The sequence below is a fragment of the Bifidobacterium miconis genome, from assembly GCF_019331735.1.
Classification (GTDB): domain Bacteria; phylum Actinomycetota; class Actinomycetes; order Actinomycetales; family Bifidobacteriaceae; genus Bifidobacterium; species Bifidobacterium miconis.
Map to the genome: position 1 here is coordinate 27,331 of NZ_JAHBBH010000011.1, position 14,804 is coordinate 42,134.

Genomic DNA, 14,804 nt, shown 5'->3' on the forward strand with positions numbered 1-14,804 from the left:
GCCCGGAATGCACGCGCCTGAACGCGCGTGGTAGAGGGAAACAAGGTTCATCATGTCCGCATCCGCAACCGCCTCGTTGTCACGGGAAACCGTGAAGCGCGACTCCGTGCCCGAGATCATCGCCGCGTCGATGGTGGGCACCGCCATCGAGTTCTACGACAACTACTGCTACTCCATCGCCGCCGCAAGCTACTTCGGCACGATCTTCTTCACCTCCGTCGCCAAGTCGAACCCGGCGCTGGCCACGCTGATGGCATTCGTCACGTTCGCCGTCTCCTTCCTCGCCCGCCCGTTCGGCTCCCTGCTGTTCGGCCACTTCGGCGACAAGATGGGCCGCAAGAAGACGCTGGTGATCGCCCTGATGACGATGGGCATCTCCACGTTCGTCGTCGGCCTGCTGCCCGGCTACGAGCAGATCGGCGCCTGGGCCGTGGTCATCCTGTGCATCTGCCGCGCCTGCCAGGGCGTGGGCCTCGCCGGCGAATGGTCCGGCGCCGCGCTGGTCGCCACCGAGAACGCCCCGGCGAACAAGCGCGCGCTGTTCGGCTCCTTCCCGAACCTGGGCGCCCCGATCGGCTTCTTCTGCGCGTACGGCATCAACCTGCTGCTGACCACCACGCTGAGCAAGGACCAGATGATTGCGTTCGGCTGGCGCATCCCGTTCCTGCTGTCCGCGGTGCTGGTCATCATCGGCCTATACGTGCGTGAGCGCATGAGCGAGACCCCGATCTTCGCGAAGGCCGCCGCCGAGAAGCGCACCTCGAAGCACCCGCTCGCCGACCTGCTGCCGTACTGGAAGGAAGTCCTGCTGGGCACGGTCGCGATGGGCATCACCTACACGCTGTTCTACATCCTCGGCACCTGGTCCCTCAGCTACGGCGTGGCCGGCCTGAACTTCACCCAGCCGCAGTACCTCGGCATGCAGATGGTCTCCGTGTTCTTCTTCGCCGCGTTCATCGTCGTCGGCTGCCTGGCCGCCGACAAGTACGGCCGCAAGAAGACGCTGATCTTCTTCACTGCTGGCACGCTGGTCTTCAGCTTCTTCGCCCCGGCCCTGCTGCAGCACAATACGGCGACGATCATGCTGTTCCTGTGCATCGGCTTCGTGTTCATGGGCGGCCTGTTCGGCCCGTGCGGCGCGTACCTGCCCGAGCTGTTCCCGACGAACGTGCGCTACTCCGGCGCCGGCCTGAGCTACAATCTCGCCGCGATCTTCGGCGGCGCGTTCGCCCCGTCGCTGGCGACCTGGCTGGTCGAGACGCACGGCGTGATGTCGGTCGGCTGGTACCTGGTGGTGATGGCCGCGCTCGCGCTCGTCGCCCTGTTCCTGATCAAGGAAAGCAAGGACAAGGACTACGAGCTGTGATCTGCAGCCGATAACTGCCGATGGCTGCTGATAGTTGCCAGTAGTTCGACACGCCCGGACTTGACGAAAGTCAATGTCCGGGCGTATTTTATTCACTCGTAAACCACAGACCGTTGGTTTGGGATGCAAGTCCCACGAAGTTTGGTTCGCCAAGCCAGCGCAGGTTGAGAGATAGTCGCCCGTTCGCGGGTTGCCGCACGTCGCAAGACGGGAACAGCGGCCGAATGTTGCTCTGCCTGTGTGCAGGGCTTTTTTATTGCCCTGCGATGACGCGGTGTTCCGTACCGAGAAGATCAACGGCCGATCTAGGAAGGAACGCCATGAAGAGGCCCGAAAAGGAAGCGGTGGTCGCTCAGCTTACGGAGCAGTTCCGTAACGCCGATGCCGTCTACCTGACCGAGTACCGCGGGCTTACCGTTCCGCAGGTTTCCGAACTGCGCGAAAAGCTAGGCCGCGATACTTCCTACACTGTGGCTAAGAACACGCTGGCGCGTATCGCCGCCAAGGAAGCGGGCATTGAGGGTCTTGACGACCTGCTCAAGGGCCCGACCGCCATCACCTTCGTGAAGGGCGACTTCATTGAGGCTGCGAAGGTCCTGCGTGACTTTGCCAAGACCAACAAGGCTCTCGTTATCTCGGGCGGCTATGCCGATGGCACCGTCTACGACGGCGAGGGTGCGAAGAAGCTGGCGGACATGATGTCTCGCCCGCAGCTGCTCGCCAAGTTCGCCGGCGACCTCAAGGCCACGACCGCCAAGGCCGCGTACCTGTTCGTCGCTCTGCCGACCAAGGCCGTGCGTACGATCGACGCCCTGCGCGAGAAGCAGGAAAAGGCAGCTTGATCCCCATGCGGCTTGCCGCATGAACCATTCGGAAAAACAAACAAACATTGAGACGGTGCGCCGGCACGAGCACGCGGGCCGCCGCCAGAATGAAAGGAAGCCATCATGGCTAAGTACACCAACGAAGAGCTGCTGGAAGCTTTCGGTGAAATGACCCTCGTCGAGCTCTCCGAGTTCGTCAAGGCCTTCGAGGAGAAGTTCGACGTCGAGGCTGCCGCTCCGGTCGCCGCCGTCGCCGCCGCTCCGGCCGCTGGCGCTGCTGCTGAGGAAGAGGAGAAGACCGAGTTCGACGTCGTCCTGACCGCTGTCGGCGACAAGAAGATCCAGGTCATCAAGGCCGTCAAGGCCATCACCAACGCCGGCCTGGCCGAGGCCAAGGCTCTGGTTGACGGCGCTCCGAAGGCCATCCTCGAGAAGGCCAAGAAGGAAGACGCCGAGAAGGCCAAGGCTCAGCTGGAAGAGGCTGGCGCCACCGTCGAGCTCAAGTAATGATTGCGGGAGGGAATCCCGCGCATTGCACAGCTTGTTGCGAAAACCCCGTTGCACCGGTTTCCCGGAGCGGCGGGGTTTTCCGTTTTCCGCCATCCGCGCGGCCAAGGGTCGTGCGATGATGGTGGGCGAAGTTGTCGTGTTTGTGTCGCGATGGCACGCGATGTGCAGCGAAACATGACACAATGGCACGTAGCGACAAGGGGCGCGGCGGGGTCCACGACAAGGCACGTGAGGAAAGGAAGGCTGACGCGGTGAGTGAGGAACAGCGTTCTCGCAAGTGGTTGGTGAGAGTCAAGGGCTGTGACCAGGTGAGCGTCTCGCCGTCGGAGAGTCTGGAAATCGGCCGCAAGCCGATCCGCCCGCTCGCCGACGACGGCAATCCGCGCTTCGAGGTGCCCGACGAGACGCGTTCGATGTCGAAGCGCCACGCCGTCTTCTCCGTCGCGGTCAACGGCTCGGCCACGCTGCGCGACATGCACTCGACGAACGGCACGTACATGGTGCGCGAAGACGGCCAGCTGCTCCGTCTGCCCGCCGACGCCGAGTTCCCGCTGCCGTCGGCCGCCGTGCGCATGCAGTTCGGCGACGTGCCGGTCGATTTCGTCATGGTCGACGAGCCGGTCGAGCCCGAGCCGGAACAGCCGGTCGCCGATCTGTTCGAGTACGCGGTCGGCGACAACAAGCCGGAGCCGGACGCGTCCGGACTGTCCGTCGACGACATTCTCGACCTGCGCGCCGGCGAGCCGACCAGCATGTTCGACGCGAGCAGCGTGTCCCGCCGCGCCAGCGAGCTCAAGGCCGCGTCGCTGCGCAGCTTCACGCCGATGCGTCCGATCCGGGAGGAGCCGGAGGGCGACGGCATGCCCGAAACCGTGCCGCTGAACGTCATGCCGGTGCCGTCTCGGGAACCGCGCGACCTGTTCGCCGACGCGATGTCCGATTCCGCCGACCTTCCCGACGTCGGCGCGCAGCCGTTCGCGGTCGAGCCCGTCGAGCCGCCGGCCGGATCGTCCGTGCTCAAGACGGATGCCGGGTCGCCGGCCGATCGCCTCATGCCGATTTCGGTGATCGCGCAGCGTCCGCACCACACGCCCGTCGAGCCGCAGCCGACCAATCTGCCGGCCGCGCAATCGTCCATCGACCAGCACATCGCGCAGACCGGCGAACAGCCGACCGTGCGCGAGTCGCCGGTCGAACGCACGGCCGCGTACTCCGTGGACTTCGTCGCGCAGTACGCGCTGACCGGCGCGCGGACGAATCCGGCGTCGGACGGTTCCGTTGACTCGGAGCAGGCCGTCGATACGACCGATGATCGTGACGGGCAGGCCGTCGACAGCCTGACGTCCGTGGATGATGCGTACTCCGCGGACGATGCGCAGGTCGAGGATGACGGGGGCGCGGCGGAGGACGCTCCTGCCGCGGTGCGTGCCGGCGTCGGTGACGCGGCGCGCGACGAGGACGATGAGTCGGGCGACACGACGGATACCGCGGGTGCGGATGATGCCGCAACGCACGCGTCCGCGGACGGACACGCAGCCGGACCTGCCGACGGCAACGCCGGCGAAACCGCCGCTGCGGTCACGACGGCCGCGGAAGAGACGCAGGACGCGACGGCGTCTGCAGGCACGGGAACCGCGTGGGGCGCGGCGGCCGCGCAGCCCGAACCGTACACGCCGGCGTTCGAACCGGGTTCCGTGTTCGACCGTGTGTCGAAGGGCGAATTCCGGAGGAGCGAACCGGCGGTCGAAGTCAACGGGTACACGTCCGACGACGCGAAGCGCACCACCGATTTCAGCACCCAGTTCGCCATGGCGAGATACCCGCAGCTGCTGCCGTTCCTCGCCATGAACCCGTCGTTGTACGACGATCTGTACGCATGGCTCGTGGCGCAGGGCAACGCCGACGTGGATGCCGCGCTGGCCGACAATCCGGGATATCAGGACTACCGCAAAGCGGCAGGGAAGTGAGCTGAGATGAGCGAAAGCACCAACGGCAACGCCAACAACGCCAACGTTTCCGACGCGGCCGGACAGGCCGCGCCGACCGTGATCGACACGACCGTCGCGCCGACCGCGCGCACGCTCGCCGACCTGCGCGTCTGGCGCGAGCAATACCGGGCCGGCCTTGCGCTGTCGCCGCTCGAGGACATCAACCAGCTGAGCGCCAAACTCGACCTGACGCACGCGCATCCCTCCGGCATCGCCCAGCTGTTCGCCAGCGGGCACGCGCCGCTCGAAGCGCTGTTTCGCGACAGCGGCATGCTGCGCGCCGCCGGCCGCCGCATCGAACGCGTGCTTGACGACAAAACCGCGAAAATGCGGTTCAGCGGCGTCGCCGAACTCTCGCTCGCCGTCGGCGTGGCCAGCTGGAGCGGCAACCAGATGCCCGTGCTGCTCTACCCGGTCGACGTGACGCGCGTGGACGGCAAATCCGAGCCGCAGTTCACCATCCGCTTCACCGGCCGTGTGGAACTCAACACCGCATTCACCGCCGTCATGCGCGAACAGCACATCACGCTCACCGCCGAAGGCCTGTTCGACGCGTCCAACTACGCCAACGGCGTGCCCGACACGTCCGCCGTATTCGCGCTCATCACCGATCGCGTTTCCGAAGCGTTCCCCGACTTCTCCGTCGAACGGCACATCATCCTCGGCTGCTTCGTCGACCCGTCGTCCATGATCCTCGCCGAAAGCCAGCGGATCATCGACCAGCTCGCCGAGGCGCCGAGCGGCAACGAGCTGCTCGACGCGCTCGCCGGCTACCCGGACGCGGCCGCCGCACTCACGCACGAGACCATGCCCGAATACAGTCCGTTCGACGCCGATCCGCACACCGAATACGAAATCGGCGACGTCGACAACACCGTGCGATACGCGGCCAACATGGCCTCCGCCGGACACAGCCTGTTCATCGACGGCGAAGTCGGCAAGGACACCGCCGATCAGGCCGCGGCCGTCGCGTCGCGCTGCGTGATGAACGGCCACACCGTGCTCTACGTGCCGTGCGTGGCCGAACAGAAGCGCCGGTTCGTGCAGGCCGTCAGCGCCAACGAAATGGGCGGACAGCTGCTCGACATCGCCGACGAGCGCGCCGCCGCGAGCATCGACCGCCAGTTGATCGCCGCGGTCGGCTTCCAGCCGGGCGTCGCCTCGTCGCGCTTCGACCAGTTGTCCGACGAGCTCGTCGGCGTGCGCTCGCGCCTGACCCGCTACCTCGGCGACCTGCACGGGGTGAGCGAACGGTGGGGCGTAAGCGCCTACCAGACCATCCAGAACCTCGCCAACATCGCCGCCAAGCCGACGCATCCGGCCACGCGCGTGCGCCTGAGCCGCGCCACCGCGCAGGCGCTCGGCGGGCACCTCGACGAATGGGCCGCCAAACTGCAGCGTGCCGGCGAGCTCGGCGAATACACGATCGGCCCCGACGACACCGTCTGGTTCGGCGCGTCGCTCAACACCGAGCAGGAGGCCGTGGACGCCTACCAGCACGTCGTCGACCTGCTCAACAAGCTGCTGCCGGCCACGCGCGAACAGGTGACCACCACCGTGCAGACCTGCGGATTCCCGGTGCCCGCCAACGCGCGCGAATGGGGACGCCAGGTCACCGTGCTCAAGAACCTGCGCCGCGTGCTCGACGTGTTCCAGCCGGAAATCTTCGAGCGCGACATCGCCTCCATGATCGAGGCGACCAAACCCAAGGCAGACCGCAAGGCCGAAGGCACGAGCATGGGCTTCTGGGACCGCCGCCGCCACATCAAGGAAGCCAAGAGCCTGCTGCGCGTGGGCGCGCAGGTCGAAAACCTGCACGAGGCGCTCAAGGTCGTGGCCAAGCAGGCCGACCAGTGGCACATGTTCGTGCCGCGCGGCGGCTGGCCCGTGCTGCCGGGACGGCTCGACGACATCATCGACACGCAGGACGCGCTCGCCTCCGGCATCACCGCGCTCAACACGGTGCTCGCCACCACGCCCGCTGGCGGCAATCTCGAAACCGTCGACTTCAACGACGTGGAGGAGCGGCTCAAGGCCCTGTACGAGGACCGCCGCGCGCTCGACACGCTGCCCGAGCGCTACTGCCTCGAACAGGAGCTGCGCACGGCCGGACTGACCGAGCTCGTCGACGATCTGCGCAACCGCCACGTCGCGCTCGACGCGGTCGCCGGCGAACTGCAGCTCGCATGGTGGACGACCGTGTTCGAGGACATCGTGCACGCGTCCGCGATCATCTCGAACCAGGACGGCTCGGCCATGCAGGCCGCGGCCGACCGGTTCGCGCAGGTCGACATCGAACACGTGCGCTCGATCGGACCGATGGTCGCGCAGGAATCCATGCGCCGGCTGTCCGACCTGCTGTTCTCGCGCACGCAGGAGGCCAACCAGCTGCACACGACGCTTGCCGGCGGCTCGCGCGTCTCGTTCAGCCGCGTGCGCCGCGACTGCCCGCAGATCATCGCCGCCGCCAAGCCGATCCTCATCGCCACCCCGGCCACTCTGGCCGCGCTCACCGGCACCGAGCCGATCGCCGACGTCGCGATCATCGACGCGGGCGCGCACATGCCGGCCGTCGAACTGCTCACGATCGTCGCGCGCACACGCCACGTCGTCGTGCTCGCGCACCGCAACACCGTCACCTCGGCGTCGCTCGCCAAGCTGATCTCGCTGCTGCCGAGCGTTGAGGCGCCGTCGCATCCGGTGCGTCGCTCGCCCAAGCTCACCGCGTTCCTCGAAACGCACGGGTACGGCAACGTGCGCCACGACGTGGCCATCAAGCAGGGATCGGTGCGCTTCCACCACGTCGAAGGCTCCGGCGTGCCGGTCATGTCGAGCGGTCTCGTCGAATCCAGCCAGCAGGAAATCGAACAGGTCGTGCAGCTCATCGTCAACCGCGCGGCCACGTTCACCATCGTGCCGGCCAGCTACGTGCTCACCGTCGTGAGCCTGACCGAAACGTTCCGCGTGCGGCTCGGCGCCGAACTGAAGTCGCTCGCCTCGCGCGACAAGGACATGGGCCGCTTCCTGCGCCACGTGCGCATCGTGAACGTCAACGAGGTTGCGGGAGCGCACGCCACCGACGTGATTCTCGCATTGTGCTACGCGAAAACCACGCACGGCCGGCTGCTCCAGCAGTTCGGCCCGCTCGAGGGCGACTGCGGTCAGCGGCTCCTGCTCGACGCGCTCGCGCTGGCCGACCGCAACGTGGACATCACGTCCACGTTCCTCGCCGACGAACTTGACGACGACCGCATCCACCAGCCCGGCCCGAGGCTGCTCAAGACGATGCTCGCCTGGGCCGACGGGCTCGACGGGTCGCCCACCGCGCCCGGCACGGGGGAGGAGACCACTGGCAACGTGCTGTTCGACGACCTTGCCGAACGACTCCGCGCACGCGGGCTCAACGTGGCCGTCAACTACGGCTACGACCGCGGCCTGCGCATCCCGATGGTCGTGGGCGTCAAGGACAAGCCGTTCGCGCTCGCCGTGCTCACCGACGACGTGCAGTTCATGAGTACGCAGTCCACGCGCGAACGCCATCGCCTGATGATGCAGGACATGGCCTCGCTCGGCTGGGCCGTGATGAGCGTGTGGAGCGTGGCCGCGTTCGTCAACCCGGACAAGGAAGTGGACCACATCGTCTCGCGCATCAGCGAAATCTATCAGGAGAACCGATGAGCGGGGCGATGGGCGACGCGGCTGACGGGCAGGCGCCCGCCTACGATCCGAACCGGCGCACCGCGCGCAGGCACAGGCGGGTCGTGTTCCACGGCACCGAGAAGTTCGACGCCGACGGCGTCAAACTCGAACCCGGCGACATGGTCACCGAACGCCAGCGCGAAGCGGACGACGACAAGCGCATTCTCGGCGAGCTGCCGCCTCACTGGGCGGTATTCAACGAGCGACGTTGAACACCGCCCAGTGAGGCGGCCTTCGCGACTGCCCGTGCGCAGTCGTTCACTTCGCCTATGGAAAGCCCGCCGGGTTGCGGTTAGCGGGCGACGGCGATGACGGGGCCGGATTCTTGGGCGGCGAGGACCCGGATGGCGTCTTCCGAGGGCATGGCGAGGGAGACAAGGGCGGATTCGTCGGAGCGGAACACGCTGCCGCCGGTTGCCGCCGTGTGCGGCAGGGCCATGACGGCCGCCCGCGGCGCGAGCGTGCACGATGACACGGATTCCGTGGCGGAGGAGAGACCTTCAGCATCGGCTGATCGAGCGGCGCCAGTGGTGTCGTTCGTGCCTGACGAGGTCGTATCCGGCGGTGTATCGGACGGAGCGCCCGGTCGGTCGGTTGTGCCGTCGGTTTCCCCGCCATCGGTCGTATGATCATTCGCCGCGAGGTCCGCGGAGTCGCTGCAGCCTGTGGTCGAAGCGAGGGTGACCTCGTCGCCGACCGTCAGCGCGTCGGGCGCGCTGGACAGACGGACCTCCACCACCGCATGACCGTCCGGCACGACCGGGCGCGCGCCGACCATCGAACGGAACAACGGCTGACCGGCGGCGATGTCGACCTGCGCGATGCCACCGCCGCCATACACGGCTCCGTGAGCGCCGCCCGCGGCGACGTTCAGCTCTTCCAAGGAACCGATCGCGGCGTCGAAGGCCGAGCTTGCGGGCGCATCGACGATGCGCAGCTGCCGCCCGTCGATGATCGCGCCGCGTTCGATGCCGTCGATCGCGACGAGAATCGGCTGCGTCTCCATCGTTTCCGCCACGCAGGACAGTGCGGCGAACACCGCCAGTCCGGCGCACAGCGCGGACAGCCACCGGCGGACAATGCGCAGGGAACGGCGCCTGCGCAGGCTGTCCATGCCGCGTGGCCGGCCGCCGGGCCTTGGCGCATGGCGGCCGGCGGTTGCAGCATTGCCGCGCCGAACAAAAAAATCCGTCATCATGACTCGCATGATGACGGATCGCATATGGTCCGCGCAAGCGGAACCGGGGTCTGTGGTCGAATGGTCGGCAGTTATCCACAACCATCCACATGGCTGTCCCCGCGCTGAATGCCGCGCGATGGGGTTCGCCCACCCCTCAGTCACTGCATGGCAGCTCCCCGGCAAGGGAGCCGGCGATTACGGGCATGACCATTCGGCCCCGACAAACCGGATCGCAAGGCGGCTTACTTGGAGTGGGAGGCGCCGTCGGTGCGGTAGAAGCCGCTGCCCTTGAACTCGATCGGCACGGCGGAATAGACCTTGCGAACCTGCTCCTCGCCGCACTTCGGGCAGACGGTGATCGGGTCGTCGGTGAACGACTGCTGCTCGGTGAAATCGTAGTTGCAGTTCTTGCAACGGTAATGGTACGTAGGCATGGCTGTCCTCCAACAAGCGTCTGGAATGCATTCGAATGCGCCCGCGGGCGCACGGTATTCAACGGTTTCATATCCTAATCGCCGCGGCGACAGGATCGGCCGGCCAAGCGAACCCCATCTCGCAGGGTGAAGCGGCTAGAGGCGGCGCAGCCCGTCCGGCGTGAGCACGGCCGTGACCGGCACGTCGTGCGATTCGCGGGGGAGCGGACCGTCCACGGCCTCCCATGGCCAGCAGACTGCGGCCACGGTCACGTCCGCGGCGCGATGCTCCAGCGCGCGGTCGTACCAGCCGCCGCCGCGACCGAGCCGCGTGCCGACGGCGTCGACCATCAGCGCGGGCAGAATCACCAGCGACGCCTCGGCCAACGCGTCCATGCCGAGCGTTTCGCCGTCCGGCTCCTGCGGCCGCCGCGACGTCGGACGGCCGGCATCCGCCGCCACGTCGTGCAGATCGTCAAGCTCGGACAGTTCGCCCCAGCCGACGTCCAGACCGCGGCCCAGCCGCGGCACGAGCACGCGGCAGCCGGCGTCCAGCAGCAGTCTCAGCAGCGGGGTCATCGGAATCTCGCTGCCCATCGACACGTATGCGGCGACGGTCTGGCCCGGCCGCAGTCCGTCGAGCAGCGGCCCGGCCTCGACCGCCAAGCGTTCGCCGGCGGCCGCGCGGTCGGCGGGCGGCACCTGCTTGCGCCGGGCGATCGCCTCGTGACGCAGCGTCTTCTTGTCCGTGATCCGGTTCGTATCCATGCGGCAGTTGTATCACGGTCGCATGTCGTCGGACGGCGCGTGTTCGCCGGGTGACGCGTGTTCATTGGCCGTGCGGCGCAAGTGGCAGAATCAAGTGGCAGAATAGTGGGCGTGTCAGTGTTCCAGTCCCTGTTCGGCGTGTTCCATCCTGCCGCGCCGACCATCCATATGCCGACGGAGCTGCCGTCGTCGTCGCTGCTGACGGCGTTGGCGTCCGCGGCGGCGGCTCCCGCAACGGCCTCCGTCTCCGCGCCGGAGCATGCGGCGACGCCCGTACCCGCCTCCGGCGTCGCCGCATACCCCGCCGCCGGCCTGCCGATCCGTCTGCGCCCGCTCACCATGGACGACGAGGACGAGTGGAACACCCTGCGCTGGTGCAACCGCGACTGGCTCGCCCCGTGGGATTCCGGCGATCCGATGCACGGTTCGCCGCTCACGTTCGCCATGTGGATCCAACGCCAGCGGCAGAGCGAGGCGAACGGCACCGGCGCGCTGTTCGCCATCGAACGCAACATGCGCATTGTCGGGCAAATCTCGCTCGGCGCGATCAGCTACGGCGCAATGCGCACCGGCGTCGTCGGCTACTGGGTCGATCAGCGCCAGGCCGGGCACGGGTTCGCGCCGCTGGCCGTGGCGATGCTCGCCGACTGGGCGTTCTACGACCCGTCCGGCCCGCGTCTGCACCGCCTGGAGATCGCGATCCTGCCCGAAAACGCGCGCTCGAAGCGCGTGGCCGAGAAGCTGGGCGCGCACTACGAGGGCGTGCGGCCGGGCTACATGTACATCAACGGCCGGTGGCGGGACCACGAGACGTACAGCCTGCTCGCGGAGGACGCGGAAGGCGTGGGATTCGCCGCCCGGCTGCTGCGGCGGAGCGCCGGGAACGGCCCGCAGACGGTTGTTTCGACACACCCGGAGTCAATTTAACGATTTGTGCGCCCGTTCTCCTATTCTTGGGTGCATGAGTTACGAATCGCTGAGTACGATCGTCGTACTGGTGATCGTGATTATCATCATGGTCGGCTGGCTGCCTGTGCGGACGGCGAAGGGCATGAGAAAAGTGGCGGAGCACCGCGAGGACAAGTATTCGTCGTCGCTTCATCTGGTCGAGATGGACGACGGTACGAGGTTTTCCGATGAGCACACGCCACAGGCGAAAGGGATTATTATGGCAGACCAGACGCGGAACGCGAAGTACACGCCGGAGCATGTCGCTCACGTGCGTCAGTTGCGTCGTGCCGCGATCCGTCGTCGCCGTATTCTCGTCGTGTCTTTGCTAACGATCGCCATAGTGGTGCTCGCGATCTCCTTCCCGTTGCATTTCAGCCCGCTGTTCGCCATTATTCCCGCCGCCGCGCTGGCCACGGTGCTGGCGCTCGGCGTGCATGCTTCGGCGCAGGCGCGCGAATGGGAGCGCAAGGTCGCCGACGAGCGTCGCAGGCAGCGCAAGGCCGCGCACGACAAGGCCATGCGCAACGCCCGTGAGGTGGGCCGTGCCGCGGCCGCGGCTCAGGTTGGTTCCGGTGCGGCCGCGCAGACGGAGCCGGATCGTGCCGATTCCCGATCGGATGCGCCGGGGGAGCCCGCCACCGATGTGATGGAACAGCGTGAGATTCGCCGTGCCCTGCGTGAGGCGCAGGAGGAGCAGGCGCGCGCGTTGGCGGCCCGCGAGGCCCGTCGCGCCGCCCGCGATGAGGTTCGCCGCCAGGCAGAGCAGGTTGCCGCGGCCGAGGATGCGGCCCGTGCGCAGGCCGTGGCGCAGGCGCGCGCGTTGGCCGAGGCGCAGCAGGCGGCCCAGCAGGCCGTTGTCGAACCGGCGCAGCCGGACGCCGTGCAGCAGACGGTGCGTCCGGTGGATGAGATGCCCTCGCAAACGGTTGCAGAACCGTCCGACGAAACCCACGAACTGAGCAGCGTGCGCCCGTCGCGTGCGCTGGACGCGGTCGACATGACGTCGTCGCCGGACCTGATTTCGTTCTCGCTGGGCGCGCCGCGCAACGGCATCGAGCTCAAGTCGCAGACTCCGGAAAGTTTGGAGATCAAGTCGACCAAGCAGGTCGCCAAGGCCGTGCCGCAGGAGTCGCAGGACGCGCAGTCGCAGACTGATGCGAAGACCGACGCGTCCGCTGGTGCCGTCGCGGCCGAACCGGCTGCGCAGGCCGGCCCTACGCCGTCCGACCAGTCATCGCAGACCGGCGTTGCGGAAGCCCAGCCGTCGGCGGCTGACCGTGCCGCGTCCGCCGCGCAGTCCGCGCCGCTCAGTGACACCGCTGCGTTCCATGCCGCGGAGATCAACCGCGACGTCGACGCGCCCGAGGCGACCGCCGAGTCGCTCAGCGTCGGCCTGGACGCGATCCTGTCCCGTCGTTCCGCCTGATATTCGTACTTGTACTTGCCGGGCCGGGTCTTCCCTGCGGGGAAGGCCCGGCTTTCGCATTGCTTGCCGCGTTTCGCCGCGTTTCACTCTCAGCGTTAGCACTCGAGTTGGCAGAGTGCTAAAAAGCGCGCTACGATGTGTACCAGCGCAAAGGAACGACGCGAAGTGATCGTCAGCCTCTTCGGCGGACTTCTGGCGCGGACATACTGGATTTTTCTAGATACGAGGTGACCTACAGTGTCGATCAAGCTCACACCGTTGGAGGACAAGATCATCGTCAAGCAGGCCGAGGCCGAGACGCAGACCGCTTCCGGTCTGTACATCCCGGACAACGCCAAGGAGAAGCCGCAGCAGGGCGAAGTCCTGGCCGTCGGCCCGGGCCGCCGTGACGACAAGGGCGAGCGCATCCCGATGGACGTCAAGGTCGGCGACAAGGTGCTGTACTCCAAGTACGGCGGCACCGAAGTCCACTATGAGGGCGAGGACTACCTGATCGTCTCCGCTCGCGACATTCTCGCCATCCTCGGCTGAGACCGTCGCGCATCGCGCGATTCGTACCGATCCCGTCCGGCAACACGCCGGGCGGGATTTTTTGTGTCCGATTTCGCCCTCGGCGCGCGCTCTCAGCCTGAGCCGATATTCTTGGAGCAGGTGTATGCACTATCCGACTGGGGGAAGACATGCAGGACGATTCAACGACGACGTCATCCGCGACCATCATCGCCGATCTGGTCAACGAACTCGACAACGTGCTCTCATGCCCGCGCGAGGTCATCGAACTGGCCGTGTGCACGTTCGCGGCCGGCGGCCATCTGCTGCTCGAAGACGTGCCGGGCGTGGGCAAGACGACGCTGGCACGCGCGCTGGCCCGTGCGATGGGCGGCGAGTCGCGCCGCATCCAGTTCACGCCGGACCTCCTGCCGTCCGACCTGACCGGCGTGAGCATCTACTCGCAGAGTTCCGGTCGCTTCGATTTTCATCCGGGCCCGCTGTTCACGAACATCGTCATCGCCGACGAGGTGAATCGTGCGAACCCGAAGGCCCAGTCGGCCATGCTCGAGGCGATGGGCGAGCGGCAGATCACCGTGGACGGCAACACGTACGAACTGCCCGACCCGTATTTCGTGGTCGCCACGCAGAACCCGATCGAGTTGGAGGGCACGTATCCGCTGCCCGAAGCGCAGCTGGACCGTTTCATGGCGTGCACGAGCTTCGGCTATCCGACCGCCGAGGCCGAGTCGGCCATGCTCACCGGCGAGCACGTCATGCAGCCGCTCGAGGGTCTGCGCGAGGTGTGCTCGCTCGACGACATGCGCGCGCTGCGCCGGTCGGTCGCGAGCGTTGCGCTTTCGCCGCAGATCGCCGACTACATCGTCGCGCTGGTCGACGCGACGCGCGACCGCGAGGGCGTGCGGTACGGCGCGTCGCCGCGCGGCAGCCTGCATCTGGCGATCATGGCCCGCTCCCGCGCGCTTGCCGCCGGACGCATGTTCGTGGTGCCGGACGACGTGCAGTCGCTGGCGGTGCCGGTGCTGGCGCATCGTCTGGTGCTCGACAATGCCGGTTACGGCACCACGTCGATGGAAGGAGCCCGGCGCGTGATCCGCGCGATCGTCGATGCGGTGCCTGCGCCGCGTGCCGGCCGACACGCGTAGCCGGCGCTCGGTGCGAGCCGGAAA

13 protein-coding genes are annotated in these 14,804 nt (G+C 67.2%); 10 read left to right on the forward strand and 3 right to left on the reverse strand.

Annotation, left to right across the window (positions count from 1 at the left end):
* The first annotated feature begins 52 nt into the window (after positions 1 to 52).
* The 6 genes from KIH79_RS05300 (at position 53) to KIH79_RS05325 (ending at position 8,599) form a co-directional block, all read left to right on the forward strand.
* Complete coding sequence (locus tag KIH79_RS05300; protein WP_219058456.1) at positions 53 to 1,366, forward strand: MFS transporter; 1,314 nt, start codon at positions 53 to 55, stop codon at positions 1,364 to 1,366.
* A gap of 320 nt (positions 1,367 to 1,686) precedes the next feature.
* Complete coding sequence (gene rplJ, locus KIH79_RS05305; protein ID WP_219058457.1) at positions 1,687 to 2,208, forward strand: 50S ribosomal protein L10; 522 nt, start codon at positions 1,687 to 1,689, stop codon at positions 2,206 to 2,208.
* 105 nt (positions 2,209 to 2,313) lie between these two features.
* Positions 2,314 to 2,697 (forward strand): 50S ribosomal protein L7/L12, encoded by a 384-nt coding sequence (gene rplL, locus KIH79_RS05310; protein WP_150353962.1) that lies wholly within the window; start codon positions 2,314 to 2,316, stop codon positions 2,695 to 2,697.
* A gap of 254 nt (positions 2,698 to 2,951) precedes the next feature.
* Entirely contained in the window at positions 2,952 to 4,667 is a 1,716-nt protein-coding gene (locus KIH79_RS05315; protein ID WP_219058458.1) for a variant leucine-rich repeat-containing protein, read from the forward strand.
* A gap of 6 nt (positions 4,668 to 4,673) precedes the next feature.
* Positions 4,674 to 8,366, forward strand: a complete 3,693-nt coding sequence (locus tag KIH79_RS05320) for a helicase (RefSeq protein ID WP_219058459.1) — start codon at positions 4,674 to 4,676, stop codon at positions 8,364 to 8,366.
* Positions 8,363 to 8,599 (forward strand): hypothetical protein, encoded by a 237-nt coding sequence (locus tag KIH79_RS05325; protein ID WP_236023635.1) that lies wholly within the window; start codon positions 8,363 to 8,365, stop codon positions 8,597 to 8,599. The genes KIH79_RS05320 and KIH79_RS05325 overlap by 4 nt, the downstream gene beginning before the upstream one ends.
* Before the next feature lie 80 nt (positions 8,600 to 8,679).
* Here KIH79_RS05325 and KIH79_RS05330 read toward each other — a convergent pair whose 3' ends face one another.
* From KIH79_RS05330 to KIH79_RS05340, 3 genes are all read right to left on the reverse strand, one after another.
* On the reverse strand, positions 8,680 to 9,582 hold the full coding sequence (locus KIH79_RS05330; RefSeq protein ID WP_219058460.1) for a CpaB family protein: 903 nt from the start codon (positions 9,580 to 9,582) through the stop codon (positions 8,680 to 8,682).
* Between the two features lie 227 nt (positions 9,583 to 9,809).
* Positions 9,810 to 10,001, reverse strand: coding sequence for an FmdB family zinc ribbon protein (locus KIH79_RS05335; protein ID WP_219058461.1), 192 nt, complete (start codon positions 9,999 to 10,001; stop codon positions 9,810 to 9,812).
* 135 nt (positions 10,002 to 10,136) lie between these two features.
* Positions 10,137 to 10,748 carry a 5-formyltetrahydrofolate cyclo-ligase gene (locus KIH79_RS05340; RefSeq protein WP_219058462.1) on the reverse strand — a complete coding sequence of 204 codons (612 nt, stop codon included), beginning with the start codon at positions 10,746 to 10,748 and terminating at the stop codon, positions 10,137 to 10,139.
* Between the two features lie 168 nt (positions 10,749 to 10,916).
* Here KIH79_RS05340 and KIH79_RS05345 point away from each other — a divergent pair, with 168 nt between their 5' ends.
* The 4 genes from KIH79_RS05345 to KIH79_RS05360 all read left to right on the forward strand — a co-directional run bounded on the left by KIH79_RS05345 (position 10,917) and on the right by KIH79_RS05360 (position 14,780).
* Positions 10,917 to 11,675, forward strand: a complete 759-nt coding sequence (locus tag KIH79_RS05345) for a GNAT family N-acetyltransferase (RefSeq protein ID WP_219058494.1) — start codon at positions 10,917 to 10,919, stop codon at positions 11,673 to 11,675.
* 34 nt (positions 11,676 to 11,709) lie between these two features.
* On the forward strand, positions 11,710 to 13,125 hold the full coding sequence (locus KIH79_RS05350) for a hypothetical protein (protein ID WP_219058463.1): 1,416 nt from the start codon (positions 11,710 to 11,712) through the stop codon (positions 13,123 to 13,125).
* 237 nt (positions 13,126 to 13,362) lie between these two features.
* On the forward strand, positions 13,363 to 13,656 hold the full coding sequence (gene groES, locus KIH79_RS05355; RefSeq protein ID WP_033493871.1) for a co-chaperone GroES: 294 nt from the start codon (positions 13,363 to 13,365) through the stop codon (positions 13,654 to 13,656).
* A gap of 149 nt (positions 13,657 to 13,805) precedes the next feature.
* Positions 13,806 to 14,780: an AAA family ATPase gene (locus tag KIH79_RS05360; protein ID WP_219058464.1), complete on the forward strand. Its 975-nt coding sequence runs from the start codon at positions 13,806 to 13,808 to the stop codon at positions 14,778 to 14,780.
* The last annotated feature ends 24 nt before the right edge of the window (positions 14,781 to 14,804 follow it).

Excerpts from the sequence above, each read along its gene's own strand:
- KIH79_RS05330 (WP_219058460.1), bottom strand. The coding sequence starts at position 9,582 with ATGACGGATTTTTTTGTTCGGCGCGGCAATGCTGCAACCGCCGGCCGC.
- rplL (WP_150353962.1), top strand. The coding sequence starts at position 2,314 with ATGGCTAAGTACACCAACGAAGAGCTGCTGGAAGCTTTCGGTGAAATG.
- KIH79_RS05340 (WP_219058462.1), bottom strand. The coding sequence starts at position 10,748 with ATGGATACGAACCGGATCACGGACAAGAAGACGCTGCGTCACGAGGCG.
- KIH79_RS05360 (WP_219058464.1), top strand. The coding sequence starts at position 13,806 with ATGCAGGACGATTCAACGACGACGTCATCCGCGACCATCATCGCCGAT.
- KIH79_RS05350 (WP_219058463.1), top strand. The coding sequence starts at position 11,710 with ATGAGTTACGAATCGCTGAGTACGATCGTCGTACTGGTGATCGTGATT.
- rplJ (WP_219058457.1), top strand. The coding sequence starts at position 1,687 with ATGAAGAGGCCCGAAAAGGAAGCGGTGGTCGCTCAGCTTACGGAGCAG.
- KIH79_RS05325 (WP_236023635.1), top strand. The coding sequence starts at position 8,363 with ATGAGCGGGGCGATGGGCGACGCGGCTGACGGGCAGGCGCCCGCCTAC.
- KIH79_RS05345 (WP_219058494.1), top strand. The coding sequence starts at position 10,917 with ATGCCGACGGAGCTGCCGTCGTCGTCGCTGCTGACGGCGTTGGCGTCC.
- KIH79_RS05300 (WP_219058456.1), top strand. The coding sequence starts at position 53 with ATGTCCGCATCCGCAACCGCCTCGTTGTCACGGGAAACCGTGAAGCGC.
- KIH79_RS05335 (WP_219058461.1), bottom strand. The coding sequence starts at position 10,001 with ATGCCTACGTACCATTACCGTTGCAAGAACTGCAACTACGATTTCACC.
- KIH79_RS05320 (WP_219058459.1), top strand. The coding sequence starts at position 4,674 with ATGAGCGAAAGCACCAACGGCAACGCCAACAACGCCAACGTTTCCGAC.